Here is a 13872-nt window from a genome sequence, read left to right as displayed (position 1 = left end):
ACGTCATGAGCGAGCCCGCCATCGAATCCGGTGGCGGGCTCGTTCGTCTTCGGCTCGACATCGCCTACGACGGAACCGAGTTCGCCGGCTGGGCGGTCCAGACAGGACAGCGCACCGTGGCCGGTGTCCTCGAGGAGGCGCTGTCGACGGTGTTCCGCACCGCGGTGGTGGTGCGCGGGGCGGGTCGTACCGACGCCGGTGTGCACGCCACCGGTCAGGTCGCTCATGTCGATGTGCCCGAAGAGGCCCTGCCACACGCTTATCCGCGTGCGACGCGTCCCGGCGACAGCGAGTTCCTGCCGCTGGTGCGACGGCTCGGCCGGTTCCTGCCCCGAGATGTGCGCGTGCTGGACGTCGAGCGTGCCGCGGCCGGTTTCGACGCCCGGTTCTCCGCGCTGCGCCGCCACTACGTCTATCGATTGTCGACGGCGCCATACGGTGTCGAACCGCACGAGGCGCGCTTTGTCACTGCCTGGCCGCGCCCGCTCGACGTGGACGCGATGACCGAGGCGTCACGGAAGCTACTGGGGCTGCACGACTTCGCCGCATTCTGTCGGCACCGCGACGGCGCCACCACCATCCGCGACCTGCAGCGCCTGGACTGGTTGCGTGAGGCGGCGCGCGTCACCGCGCATGTCAGCGCCGACGCCTTCTGCTGGTCCATGGTCCGGTCACTGGTCGGTGCGCTGCTGGCGGTCGGCGAACACCGCCGCGAACCCGACTGGTGCGCAAGCTTGTTGGCCGCCGATCGGCGGTCCAGCCAATTCGCGGCAGCACCCCCGCAGGGGTTGACCTTCGTCGGCGTTGACTACCCGTCAGACGATCAACTCGAAGCTCGGACCAAGGTCACCCGCGACCTGCGGGTGGTCGACTAGATCCGGGGCGCGATGAAGTCGGCCGCCTGGTTGACCATGCCCGCGTTCACATACGCCCGTGCCGCGTGGTCGGGCCAGTTGCCCTCCCACGTCTTCGGCTCGGCGGGGTTGCAGATCGGGTCGGCGCCGTGACACAACTCGATGGTGCGCTCGCCGTAGAGCGGGCTGAAGTTCGTGATCGGCCCGGCCCATGCGATGCCGTTGCCGAACAGTGCGACCGCGGCGATGTGGCGGTCCATTCCCGGAGGCAGCGGCTTGTCGAACCCGAACGCGGCGATGGGCGCGGCAAGCACGACGTCGGTCACCGCGGCGCCCAGCGAGTATCCGCCGAGCACCAGCCGGGTGTCGGGGCACCGTGCGGCCATGTCCTGGATCCGTGAGCTCATGTCGTTGGCACCGATGTCGACCTCGTAATCGGCCGGATAGCTCACAGAGTAGAGGTTGATGTTCTTGTCGGTCTTGCTGCGCAGCGCGCTGATGAGCGCGTTGCCGATCACGCCGGCTCCGGGCGACTCGGTGCGACCACGGGCGAAGATGAGCTCCGCTTGCGGGCACGACTGCGCGGCGGCGACGGACAAAAGGCCCTGGGTGCCCTGCGGGACGGGCGCGATCAGCCCCGCGACCGCGAGGACGACCGCCCCGATGAGCAGCATCCCCCGGCGCCTCAAGCAGCGAACAAGATCGTTTTGCACCCCGCCGATCCTATAGGAACTAATCAACGCCGACGAAGGTAATCCATAGCGGTTGCCGCGACCTCAGACCAGGCGCGCCACGAAATCCGCAGCCCGGTTCGCCATTCCGGCTCCGACGTAATCGCTGTGGGCGAACGGATTGCGGCCGCGGGAGCAGATCGGGTCGCCGTCGGTGCACAAGTCGATCGCCCGCCCACCGAAGATCGGCGCCGAGGTTATCGGGTTGCCGAACTTGGTCGCCGGGTTACCGAACACCGCGACGGCGGCGACGGTGGGCGCGACGTTCGGTGGCAGCACCGGGCCTAGCGCGCCGATCCGATTCCCCAGCGGCGGGATGCCGGCGAGCATGTCGACGACGGCAGCGCCCTGGGAGAACCCGCCGAGCACGATGCGTGAGTCCGGACACGATTGCGCGGTGCTGGTGACGAACGCCGCCGCGTCGGCGGCACCGTCGGCCGCCATCGCGAAGTCGTAGGTGGCCGGATAGGCCACCCCGTAGGCCGACAGCGTGCGGCCCCCGAGCTGCGGGCGCAGCGCGTCGACGAAGGCCTGGCCGACACGGCCGATGCCGGCAGGTTCACCGGTTCCGCGGGCGAACACCACCGTCACGTCTGAGCAGCTCTGCGCCGAAGCGGCCGTTGGCGCCAGAAGGGCGGGGGTCAATCCGATTGCCGCGATGACGGCGGCGCCGGCGAACCGACGACGAAGGCGAACGAAATCCACGGGACGAGATGATATCGCGCGGGATCAGACCAGACCGGCGACGAAGTTCGCTGCCTCCTGGACCATTCCGGCCGTCACATAGTCGTTGTGGGCGAACGGGTTACGCCCCCGGGAGCAGATCGGGTCGCCATCCTTGCACAGGTCGATCGCGCGGCCCGCGAACACCGACTTGGTGATCGGGTTGTTGAATTTGGTCGCCGGGTTGCCGAACACCGCGACCGCGGCGACGTTGGGCACCAGGCTGCCGGGCAGCGGGGGAGCCGAACCGATCGAGCCGATCTTGTTGCCGAGCGGCGGAACACCGGCCAGCATGTCGACGACCGCGGCCCCCTGCGAGTACCCGCCGAGCACGACGCGGGTGCTCGGGCACTGCTGCGCCAGCATCGCGATGCGGTTCGTGGCGTCGGTCGCGCCGTCGGCGGCGGCCAGGAAGTCGTATGACGCGGGATAGTCGACCGCGTATGTGCTGATGGTGCGCCCTCCGGTCAGGCCGCGCAGCGCGTTGACGAACGCGGTGCCCGGCGTGCCCAGGCCGGGGGTGTCGTCGGTGCCGCGAGCGAAGATCACCTCGATATCGCTGCACGAGGACCTCGAGGACCCGTATCCCGGTCCGGTGGCCGCCGGCCCGGGCGTCGCGCCGGAACCGTATCCGGGGCTGACGGGGCCGGGTGGGGGGCGGGGCTGGGCGGCCGCCAGCGGTGCCGCGCCGCCGACGAGTGCGGCGACTGCGGCAACCGCGGCCGCCGCTCGGGCCGTCTCGCGCAGCGAAGTCACGCGGACATACTCACATACCAAGGGGTCTGCGGGCTAACAGTTCGCTCGCACGGACGACTCCCCGAGTGGGCCGTCCGGCCACGTCGCCTCTGCAACCGCTTCGGAACGGTCACCTGCGCGCGCCAGCGCCAGGCCGGCCAGGACGATGGCACCCCCGACCGCCTGCGTGGGGGTGATCGCTTCGCCCAGCAGGATCCAGGCCGCCAGCACCGCGAACATCACCTCGGACAGGCCCACCAGCGACGCGAAGCGTGGCCGCAGCCGGGCGATGCCCATGATGCCCAGCGTGTAGGCCACCGCGGTGGCGATGACGCCCAGGGCGATGACCGGCACGAACCACGAGGTCGTGTATCCGGCGATGACGGTGTCGGAGGCGGTGAACGTCAACGGCATGATCCCGATCAGGCCGAGGAGCGTGACCGCGACCGAGCCGACGATCAGCCCCGCCGCGGCCAGCGTGACCGGGCTGATTCCGTCGCCGTGGCCCGGGTAGCCGGCGCTGGCCGACATCAGGAAATATCCGGCGGCGCAGACGGCGGCCGCCAGCCCCCAGCCCACGCCGACAACGTTGATGTGCGCGCCCGAGAACACGTCGAGCACCAGAATGATCCCGGCGATCGCCAGCCCGACACCGGCCAGGGTCAGGGTGGTCGGGCGACGGCGTGTGGTGGCCCAGACCCAGGCGACGACGATGACCGGCGAGGTGTACTCCAACAGCAGCGCGACGCCGACGGACAGGTGCGCGACGGCGTTGTAGTAGAACAGCTGCGCACCCGCGATCGGGACGACGCCGTAGGCGAGCACCGTCGTCGGGTGGCGCAGCGCTTCGCGAACCCACCCGCGCCTGACGATGCTGGCGAAAATCGCCATCACCAGCGCGCCGCCCGCCAGCCGGGCGACGACCGCGGCGGTCGGACTCCAGCCCGCGGTCATCAGCGCCTTCGCGAAGGGACCCGAAGAGCCGAACGCGACCGCCGAACCGACCGTCAGCATCAGCCCGAGCCGGAAGTGGTCGGCAGCGGGCCGCGTGCCCGATGCCGTCACGGCCATGGTCGACCTCCGAGGGAAAGTAAGGAGTAAAATAAACTACGCTCCTGACATTAACGACGAGAGGCGTCACGAGTCAAATGCTTTTCAGTCATGACACCGAGCTCACCCTGCGGGCCGCGTGTGAGCTCATCAACAGCAATCGCGTCGACGGTGAGCGGCTGGGTGACATGGCGGCGTTGAACACCTACCTCGACAGCTTCGGCTGGACGGGCCGCCGTGACCGCGACGCCGAGGAACTCGAGTCGGTGCATCGGCTTCGCGACCGCCTGGGCCGAATCTGGGCGGTCGCCGACGAAGAGGAGAGCACCGTGGCTCACGTCAACGCATTGCTGGCCGACACCAACGCCTCGCCGTGGCTGACCCGGCATCCGGAGATGCCGGAGTGGCACCTGCACCTCGCGTCGGTGGACGACCCGCTGTGGCAGCGGATGGGCGCGGAGATGGCGATGGCGTTGGCCGACCTGATCCGCATCGGCGAGCTACGCCGCCTCAAGACGTGCGCGGCGTCAGACTGTGACGCGGTGCTGGTCGACATGTCCCGCAACCGGTCGGGCAAGTTCTGCGACACCGGCAACTGCGGCAACCGCCAACACGTGGCGGCGTACCGGGAGCGTCGAGCCATGGAGCACGGCCGAAAGCGGTGACGGTGTGGGCTCCCCGCAGGCCTTAGGCTTTCGGCGGGGGAGTGATGACGGGGCGATCGACCACCAAACTGCAGACCAGCGGACACCGCTTCTTGCTGCGGCGCATGCAGCATGCCCTCGTCCGCGGCGACGTGCAGATGCTCGACGATCCGATGCGCGCGCAAGCACTTTCGCTGTCGGTCGGATCGGTCCTGGCAGTCATCGGGCTCGGGGTGGCCGCCGTCCTGGCGTTTCTCCAGCCCCGAGGCGGACTCGGTGACGCTCCGATCGTGATCGTGCGCGACACCGGCGCCCTCTACGTGCGGATCGACCACAATCTGCACCCGGTCCCGAACCTCGCGTCGGCCCGGCTGATCACCGCTTCGGCGGCCAAACCCCGGCTCGTCAGCTCGTCGGCCGTCGACCGGGCCTCGAGGGGCGCGTCGCTCGGCATCCCCGGCGCCCCTGACATGATCGGCGTGCCACTGACGCAGGACAATTCGGGATGGCTTGTGTGCGACGATGATTCGTCGATGTCGACGGTGCTGGTGGGGTACGCCGACGAGAAGCGCGCCGCGGCGGACAGCGTCCTCGTGAGCGCAGCGGGGGAAGGTGCGGCGACGACGTACCTGCTCTTTGACGGGCGGCGCGCGAAAGTGGATCTGCGTAATCCGGCCGTGGTGCGTGCGCTCGAACTCGACGGCGTTGCGCCACGGCCGGTCACCCGCACCTTGCTCGACACCGTGCCGGAGGTGCCCGAACTCGCTGCGCCCGCCATCCGCGGCGCCGGAGCGCCCGCGCCCCCGCCGCTGCACGGACTGCGGGTCGGCGCCGTGATCCGTGTGCCGCATGCCGAGTCGTCGCAGCACTACGTGGTACTGCGGACGGGAGTGCAGCGGATCGGCATGGTGGCGGCCGATCTCATCCGGTTCACCCAGCCGCAGGCCGCACACGAGATCGTCACCGTCGAGCCCGGCGCGATCGGCACCGTCCCCGTGGTTGACGAGCTACCCACCGGACAGTTCCCCGAACGTGCCGGTCCCGCAACCGATCCGGTCGTATGTGCGCGGTGGCAGTGGTCAGCGGCCGCCGAATCGGTAGTCACGGAAACCCTCGCGGGCGACGCGATACCCGACAGCGCTGAGCTGCGGCCGGCGCAGCTGGCGCACGCCGACACCGAAGGACCCCGAATCGACGCCTTCGCGATGAGCGGGGGCCGCAGCGCGTACGTGCGAGCGGCGGGCGTGACTGGTGACGGTGCACGAAGTGGAACGCTTTTCCTGGTGAACGACGCCGGGGTGGTCTTCGGCATCCGGGATCAGGAGACGGCCGAGCGACTCGGGCTGACCGGCGATCCCCTGCCGGCGCCGTGGCCCCTGTTGGCGCGACTGCCGCGCGGGCCGGAGCTGAGCGTCGAGGCCGCGTCAGTCGCGAGCGGCGGAGTGGGGCCGACGTAACCGCCTCACCGACAACGTCATCGCGATGACGCCTACGACCGCCAGGCAGACGATGGCTCCGCGGGTGGCGGTACGCGCCGCGTGCCCGTCCGGTGGTTGCTGTCGCGACAGCGACACCACCGTCGGGTGGCCGGGCTCGGTGGGGAAGGAGGCGCCGCCGGTGACCGCGGCAAGGGTGTCGACGACGCCATGACCGACGAGCGGATTCCAGCCGCCGGCCGGGTGCCGCGCGGTGTCTTCGATACGGCGCATGACCTCCCGGGCGGTCAAATGCGGCGAACGTGACCGCAGCAGCGCAACGATCCCGCTGACAACGGGTGCGGCGTAACTGGTTCCCGCGAGCGGCTTCTCACCGGCCGATGTGGGTAGCGCGGCGACGAACCCGTCGCCAGCGCGATCCAGCGACACCACCCGCTCCCCGGGAGCGGCGACGTCGACCCAGGGACCCGCCAACGTGAACTCCGAAGGCGCACCACTCGGTCCGACCGATCCGACCGTCAAGACATAGTCGTCGTACCAGGCCGGGCTCACCACCGCTTTGACGTCGTCCCAGTCCGGTCGTCCCGGCCGGGCCGGATTCTGATGCTCACACTGTCCCGGCGCGCCGGCATTGCCCGCGGCAGCCACCACCACGACGTTCTTCACGTCGACCGCATACGCCAATGCGGCGCCCAGAGGTCCGTCGTCCAAAGCCGTGCCCACGGTGACACAGGCGACGGTCGAGACGTTGATCACGGTGGCGCCCACGTCCGCCGCGGTGCGGACCGCGCGAGCGAGGGTGTCCACGTCGCCGAAACCGGATGTTCCCCTGGCATCTTCGGCGCTGAACTTCGTGCTCGACTGGCGGATGGCGATGATCGTGGCCTCGGGTGCGATACCGCTGAACGCGCCGGCGGTAGCCGAATCCGGTGCGGCGCCGACGATCCCCGCGACGATCGTGCCGTGGCCGTCGCAATCGTCGGTGCCGTCGCCGCTGGACACGTAGTCGCCGCCGGGCACCAGGCGAGGCAACAGTCGATGGCGCGAGACGCCGGTGTCGATCACCGCGACGCTCTGACCGGCTCCTCTGGTGAGTTGCCAGACCGACCGCAAATCCAGCTCGCGCAGTTGGCCGCCGGGGTCGCCGCCGCGGGTGGCCTTCGGTGCGATCGTGCATCGGTCCGTCTGCTCGGTGGGTTGCGGCGGTGCCGGCGATTGCGAGGGGGGAAGCAGCGAATCATCGACGCGCGGCGGCGTTATCGCGGCCGCCTCGGGGGTGACGATCAGCGGAGCGGCGGCGAATGCGGCGGCGATGATCATACGAAAGAGCGGTGTCACGTCAGCGCCAGGTTGCGGACGAGGCCGAAGACGCCGGCGATCCAGCAGCCCAGCGGTATCACGGCCACCAATGCCGCGTACTCGGTCAGCTCGGCGGCGCGGCGCGCCACCAGGCGGGGTGTGAAGCGCAGGAGCGGGATCAGAAGTCCGGTGCCTGCCAAAGCGGCCAGAGCCCCCAACCAGTGGGCGTGCTGCCGAAGGGCTACGGCGAGGACCACGAACGCCGCTGTGAGCGCGACGAAGCCGCTCACTGCCAACGCAGCGCGACGCGCAGTCCCGATATGAGTACGGGTGCGCAGTGACAGCGCGGCACCGACGACACCGTCGAACGCCGCAGCCGGCACGGAGAACTCGCGCGCCTCGGAGGAACCGTAGCCAACGGACACGGCGGCGATGGCCGCGGCGATCGATGCGCCGGCGACCATCGCGGTCAGCAGATCGTGGGCGCGCGCCGCCTCGCTCTCCTCAACAACGTCGGGAAGGCGATCCATGTCGTCGTCCGGCGGGGCGGGGCCGATGCGGGTGAGCGCAATGGCCAGCCGCGGTGCCAGACTCAGCGTCGCCAGCGCCAGTGCCGCGAGCAACGCGCCCGAAGCCGTCCCACCGAGGCGCCATGCGACCGAGGCCGCCGAGGCCGTCGTGCACAGCAGTGAGGTGGTGGCGATCGCGGCGAGCGGCACAAGACCGCGGCCGTTGAGGCGCAACGAGACCGCCGCGGTGGCCAACGCCGCCGATGAGGCGAGCAGCAGATGCGCGGCGAGCGGGCCGCCAGGTACCGCGACGGCACCCGTCACCGCCGCCATCATCACCGCGATCACGCTTAATGTGGTGCACAGCAACGGTTCCGAGTGCGTACGCCCGCCGACGGCGGCGGCGGTGACCGCGGCGCAGGTCAGTGTGGCGCCGATGAGGACCGGAAGTGGGCGGCCAGCTCGATCGGCCGACCACAAGAGCGCGATACCGCCGATTCCTGCAGCGACCACGCTGCCGGTCACGCACAGTATGCGCGGAACACCACCGGTCGCGGGCTGCCGCCTGGTCACCGTGCGAGTGGCATCGCGGTCGGCAAAGACCGGGTCTGGAACGTCCTCAGCGCTGAGCCACAGCATCTCTCCGTCGCGGACATGGTTGTCGGGCAACGTCAGTGATTCGTCCAGCGACGATCCGTCGATTCGGTGTAGCCGCCACCGCTCTCGGGCCTCCCGGTGATCGGGCTGAACCAGCTCGACGATTGACGGGAGCATGTCGCCCAGGTAGGCCCGGCGGGGAAGCGCCAGATCCACAGTCTGGGCCGTACCCGCCCCATCGACGTGAATGCTCACTCGGCAGCCTGAACCAGCCATCGCATCCCCCTACCGCGCCCGTATGGTCACCGTAACGCCGCCGACGACGGGGCCTCGACACTTGTTTGGTCGGCTGTGGATGGAACCGAACCGATCCCGGACGCGTCCCATCTCTCGATGAACTCATCTGCGAAAACACTCGGCATCGTGGTGAAATCGCCGCCGGCGCTGCCGAAAGCGCCTTCGACCAACCCGGTCGCACGGCTGCTGCCGCTGGCCATGCTCGTCGCAGCGGTCGGCATGATGGCCGTGTACTTCACCTCAGGCGCCAGCGCGAACCGGACGCCGATGTTCGCATTCTTTCCGGTGATGATGGTCATGTCGGTGCTCGGCACGACGATGTACGGAGCCCGCGGCGGGGCAGACCGATCCGCCGAGATCGACCGTAATCGGCGGAGCTATCTGCGCTATCTCGACGGGCTCGACGATGAGGTGGTGGCGGCGGCCGTCGAGCAACGCCGCCAACAGTATTCGCGCCATCCGGCACCCGAGTCGCTGTGGGCGTCGGTGGGTAACCGGCGAACGGTGCGAGCGGACCGCGACGATGACGACTTCTGCTGCGTCCGGGTGGGCGTCGGTGTGCAGACGTTGTGCGCGCCGTTGGTGGAGCCGGATCTCGGCGCGGTCGAGGATCGGGATCCGGTGATGGTGTCCGCGGTGCGCACGCTGGTTCGGCAGCGCTCGGTCGTGCCGCGATCACCGGTCACGGTCGCGCTCCGACAACATGGCGTCATCGCGGTGTGCGGCGATGACGATTCTGCACGCGGTCTTGTGCGAGCGATGGTGTGCCAACTCGCGACACATCACGACCCTCACCAGGTGGCGATAACGGCGGTCACCGATCACGAGACGTGTCAGGAATGGGAGTGGCTCAAATGGCTGCCGCACCATGAGCATTCAGGCCGAGCTCGTGGTGGTGCTACCGGTAGGCACCTCGTGGTGGTCGCGGAGGGAAGCCGGACCGGCGAGGTCGTGACGGAGACGAGCGGCGTCACGGTCCTCGCGATCGGGGCTGACCCGGTTGAATCCGTGCCGTGTCTGCGTGTTGACGGCGAGCACCTGACCGTGCCCATCGGTGACCGCCGTGACACGGTTTGCGAGCCGGACTCGCTGACGCTGACGCAGGCCACGATGTGTGCGCGACAGTTGGCGGCCCACGGGTCCGACGCCGCACCCGCCGGTGGAACGCGCCGCATGTCGGCGGTCCGGGGCTGGCTCGACCTGATGGGCATCGACCAACCGAACCGGCTGACGCCTGAAAAGGTGTGGTCCCAAACCCGTCAGGTGCGGCCGGTACCCATCGGCGTCGCGGACGACGGCACGCCGGTTCTGATCGACATCAACGAGGCCGCCCGCAACGGCATCGGCCCGCACGGTCTCTGCGTCGGCGCTACGGGATCCGGAAAATCCGAGCTACTGCGCACGCTGGTGCTCGGCATGATCACGACACACCCGCCAGAGGTGCTCAACTTCATCCTCGTCGACTTCAAGGGCGGAGCGACGTTTCTCGGCGTGGAACGGTCTCGACACGTTGCGGCCGTGATCACGAACCTGGCAGGCGAAGCCCACCTCGTGGCCAGGATGAGCGACGCGCTGGCCGGGGAGATCCACCGCAGGCAGGAGTTACTGCGTGCGGCAGGCAATTTCGTCAACATCGCGGACTACGCCAGGGCTCGGTCAAATGACGCTCGCCTGCCGCCGCTGCCCGCGCTGTTCATCGTCGTCGACGAGTTCTCCGAGCTGCTCGCCCAGCACCCCGACTTCGCCGAGTTGTTCGTCGCAATCGGCAGGCTGGGCCGGTCGCTGGGTATCCACCTGCTGTTGGCCAGTCAACGACTCGACGAGGGCAGGCTGCGCGGTCTGGACACCCACCTGTCGTATCGGATCTGCCTCAAGACGTTCTCCGCCGGCGAGTCCCGAGCCGTACTGGGTGTGCCCGATGCGCACACGCTGCCCGGCAGGCCGGGCGCGGCCCTGCTGAAGACGGCCGCCGGGGACCTGATCCGGTTCCAGACGGCGTTCGTCTCCGGACCCTGTCCTCGACCCAACGCCGATGACGGGAGCGACATTGCGGTGCCGATGATCTTCACCGCCACACCGCCGACGGACCGTGACGAGCACGCCGAACATGCACCGGCCCTCCTCGACGCGGTGTTGGATCGAGTCGCGGACCGAGGGACCGCCGCGCACCGGGTGTGGCTGGAGCCGCTCGCCGCGCCTCCGACGCTCGACCTGATCATGTCGACAGCGGCGAAGGATCCGCTCAGTGTCCCGATGGGTCTGGTGGACATTCCGTTCGACCAACGCCGCGATCTGCTCGTCGCGCAGATGGCCGCGGGGAACGTCGCCATCGTCGGCGCTCCTCAGTCGGGCAAGTCGACGGCCCTGCAAACGCTGATGCTGGCCCTCGCGGAGGCGCACAGCCCCGAAGACATCTCGCTGTACATAATCGATTTCGGGGGTGGGGCGCTCATGCGCCTCGCGGATCTGCCGCACGTCGGCGCGGTGTCCGGTCGAGCCGATACGGACCTGTGCCGTCGCACGGTCGCCGTCGTCGAATCACTGATCCGGTCGAGGGAAAAGCTCTTCCGGACAATGGGAATCGGGTCGGTGGCCGAGTATCGCACCCGTCGCGCCGCGCAGGATCCCGCTGCGGCCGGCGACCCTCACGGTGACGTCTTCCTCGTCGTCGACGGTTGGGCTCACCTGCGTCGCGAGCTCGAACAGTTGGAGACGCCGATCACCGCGATAGCCGGGCAGGGACTCGCATTCGGCGTGCACGTGGTGATCACCGCCTCGCGGTGGCCCGAACTGCGGCCCGCGTTGAAGGATCAGATCGCGACGCGCATTGAACTGCGACTCGGCGATCCGGCCGAGTCGGAGATGGACCGCCGCCGCGCCCGGTCGCTGACCAACTGCCCTCCGGGGCGGGGTATCACCGCCGACGGGTGCGAGATGATGATCGCACTGCCGCGCTTTGACGGTGTGCCCAGCACCGAGGGTCTCGGCGAGGCGTTGGCCGCAACCGTCGGGCGGCACCGACAGCGGTGGCGCGGCTGCCTCGCCCCGCGCATCCAGCTGCTTCCCGCGCTCGTGCGACATCCCGAACTGGTCGCGCGCGGGGTGCAACCGGCCGAGACGATGGTGCTCGGCCTCGACGAGCACGAGTTGTCCCCTGTGAGTGTCGATTTCGCCAAGCAGATGAACATGCTGGTCCTCGGGGAGGGCGGCTGTGGCAAGACATCTCTGCTGCGCGTGGTGTGTCACGAGATCGTCCGGACTCACCGCGTCGACCAGGTGCGCCTCGAGATCGTAGATTTCCGTCGCTCTCTGCTCGGCGTCGTGGAAACCGAGCACCTCGCCGGGTACGCCGCATCACCGGTGGCTTTGGCGGCGAGGATTCCCAAGCTCCTCGGGATGCTCGAGGCGCGCATGCCCGGCGAAGACGTGACACAACAGCAGTTGCGCGACCGATCGTGGTGGTCGGGCCCTGAAATCTTCCTCGTCGTCGACGATTACGACCTGGTGGCCGGATCGACGGGCAATCCGCTGACCCCGCTTGCCGACTTCCTGCCGCACGCCGCCGACCTCGGTCTGCATGTCATCGTCGCTCGCCGATCGGGAGGTGCCGCGCGGGCGATGTTCGACCCACTTCTCGCCAGGATGCGGGAGATCGGGTGCCTGGGCGTCATGATGAGCGCAAGCGCGGACGACGGTGTGCTGATGGGCTCGGTCCGCCCCTCATCGCTGCCGCCGGGGCGCGCCACGCTGATCACGCGCGGCGAAGGTGAACGCCTGATCCAGGTCGGCTGGGCGGAACCGCCATGAGCCGCACCGTCGTCGAGGTCGGACCGGCTTCGATACGCGGAGCTAATCCGCTTGATTCGGAACTGGTCTCGTCGGCGTTGGAGGCCATCGACGACGATCTCGCACTGGTCGGCGACGAGGCGGTGCCCGCGCCCGAACTCTGGTCCCAGCTGATGGCAGCCGCGGTGGGCGGCGCCGACCATGTCGTCCTCGTCTGCCCGACGTGGTGGCCGAGTGCACGCATCGATCGCGTACGCGAAGCGACGACGGCGACCAGCGTCGAGGTGATCCGGCGCACCGCGGTGCTCCAGCGGCAGATAGGCGCAACCGTCGTCGAGATCGCCGCGGAGTTGGTGGTTGTCACCCGTCCCGCCGCCACCGCCGTCGTCATCGCCAATGTCGACGACGAAGTGGCGAACAGGTTGGTCGCAGCGGTCGGGTGCGCTGGGCCGGCGCTGATCGACGCCCCGGCCGGCCTCGAACCGCTGACCAACGTGATCGCTGAACGGTTGCGCGGCAACGGTATCGAGGTTCGCTTCGCCCACGAAGACACAGTTCGTCGACCAGAAGCCGAACCTCCCGCTCCCGATGCCGTCAGCGCCGGCAGCGATCCGTACCAGCCACGACGAGCGGCGGTGCTGACCATCGTCGTCGCCTCGACGATAGCGATATGTGGCGGGTTCGCCCTGCGTGGTGACGGCGACCGGGAACCGAACTTCGCGTCAACCCTGTTGATGGAGGGGCGAGTGCAGGTGACGGTGCCCGCCGCGTGGTCGGTGCAGCACATCACATCCGGCCCGGGCTCGGCTCGCGCGCAGATCACCTCGCCGTCAGACGCCGACGTCGCGCTTCACCTCACCCAGTCCGTGGGCGCGCCGCAAGCGGACCTCGCGCAGACTGCGGCCGCGTTGCGAAGCGCCCTGGCAGGTGAGCCCGACGACGTCTTCGTCGACTTCAACGCAGCCGGCACGCCGGCCGGACGAGCAGGCGTCACCTACCGGGAACTGCGCCCGGACCATCACGTCGCATGGACCGTTCTGGTCGATGACGGTGTCCGCATCGCCATCGGCTGCCAGAGCGCACCGGGTCGCGAGTCCACGGTCCGCGAGGTCTGCGATCGGGCGATCAGATCCGCCCACGCGATTTCTTGAATCCAGTGGAACCGGACCGACACCCGGTGCGTCGTACCAGTCAGAACCGAAGCGAGCAAC

General features: G+C 69.1%; 11 protein-coding genes. 5 read left to right on the top strand and 6 right to left on the bottom strand.

Annotated elements, in window-relative coordinates:
- Positions 1–5: 5 nt before the first annotated feature.
- Entirely contained in the window at positions 6–875 is an 870-nt protein-coding gene (gene truA, locus A5790_RS22365; RefSeq protein WP_066849386.1) for a tRNA pseudouridine(38-40) synthase TruA, read from the top strand.
- Here truA and A5790_RS22360 read toward each other — a convergent pair.
- The 4 genes from A5790_RS22360 to A5790_RS22345 all read right to left on the bottom strand — a co-directional run bounded on the left by A5790_RS22360 (position 872) and on the right by A5790_RS22345 (position 4114).
- The gene (locus tag A5790_RS22360; protein WP_066849383.1) at positions 872–1528 is read right to left on the bottom strand and encodes a cutinase family protein; all 657 of its coding nucleotides are present in this window, start codon (positions 1526–1528) and stop codon (positions 872–874) included. The genes truA and A5790_RS22360 overlap by 4 nt on opposite strands.
- A 102-nt stretch (positions 1529–1630) precedes the next feature.
- Positions 1631–2290 carry a cutinase family protein gene (locus tag A5790_RS22355; RefSeq protein ID WP_066849380.1) on the bottom strand — a complete coding sequence of 220 codons (660 nt, stop codon included), beginning with the start codon at positions 2288–2290 and terminating at the stop codon, positions 1631–1633.
- A gap of 24 nt (positions 2291–2314) precedes the next feature.
- The gene (locus tag A5790_RS22350; RefSeq protein WP_231987867.1) at positions 2315–3064 is read right to left on the bottom strand and encodes a cutinase family protein; all 750 of its coding nucleotides are present in this window, start codon (positions 3062–3064) and stop codon (positions 2315–2317) included.
- A gap of 33 nt (positions 3065–3097) precedes the next feature.
- Positions 3098–4114 carry a DMT family transporter gene (locus tag A5790_RS22345; protein WP_066849377.1) on the bottom strand — a complete coding sequence of 339 codons (1017 nt, stop codon included), beginning with the start codon at positions 4112–4114 and terminating at the stop codon, positions 3098–3100.
- A 77-nt stretch (positions 4115–4191) separates the two neighbouring features.
- On the opposite strand from A5790_RS22345, the gene A5790_RS22340 reads away from it, so the two are divergent.
- Positions 4192–4758 (top strand): CGNR zinc finger domain-containing protein, encoded by a 567-nt coding sequence (locus A5790_RS22340; protein WP_066849368.1) that lies wholly within the window; start codon positions 4192–4194, stop codon positions 4756–4758.
- Between the two features lie 44 nt (positions 4759–4802).
- Positions 4803–6194: a type VII secretion protein EccB gene (gene eccB / locus A5790_RS22335; RefSeq protein ID WP_066849366.1), complete on the top strand. Its 1392-nt coding sequence runs from the start codon at positions 4803–4805 to the stop codon at positions 6192–6194.
- Here the strand turns inward: eccB and mycP are convergent.
- Both mycP and eccD read right to left on the bottom strand, forming a co-directional pair.
- Entirely contained in the window at positions 6162–7493 is a 1332-nt protein-coding gene (gene mycP / locus A5790_RS22330) for a type VII secretion-associated serine protease mycosin (protein WP_066849364.1), read from the bottom strand. The two genes, eccB and mycP, sit on opposite strands and share 33 nt — an antisense overlap.
- Before the next feature lie 14 nt (positions 7494–7507).
- The gene (gene eccD, locus A5790_RS22325; RefSeq protein WP_197696862.1) at positions 7508–8833 is read right to left on the bottom strand and encodes a type VII secretion integral membrane protein EccD; all 1326 of its coding nucleotides are present in this window, start codon (positions 8831–8833) and stop codon (positions 7508–7510) included.
- Positions 8834–8971: 138 nt separating this feature from the next.
- On the opposite strand from eccD, the gene eccCa reads away from it, so the two are divergent.
- Positions 8972–12682: a type VII secretion protein EccCa gene (gene eccCa / locus A5790_RS22320; protein ID WP_066849812.1), complete on the top strand. Its 3711-nt coding sequence runs from the start codon at positions 8972–8974 to the stop codon at positions 12680–12682.
- Entirely contained in the window at positions 12679–13812 is a 1134-nt protein-coding gene (locus tag A5790_RS22315; protein WP_066849358.1) for a type VII secretion-associated protein, read from the top strand. Before eccCa ends, A5790_RS22315 begins: the two co-directional genes overlap by 4 nt.
- Positions 13813–13872: the final 60 nt, after the last annotated feature.

The organism is Mycobacterium sp. 852002-51152_SCH6134967 (genome assembly GCF_001667105.1).
Lineage (GTDB): Bacteria > Actinomycetota > Actinomycetes > Mycobacteriales > Mycobacteriaceae > Mycobacterium > Mycobacterium neumannii_A.
The sequence above is the reverse complement of the archived record's forward strand: the minus strand, read 5'-3'. Positions and strand labels throughout refer to the sequence as shown.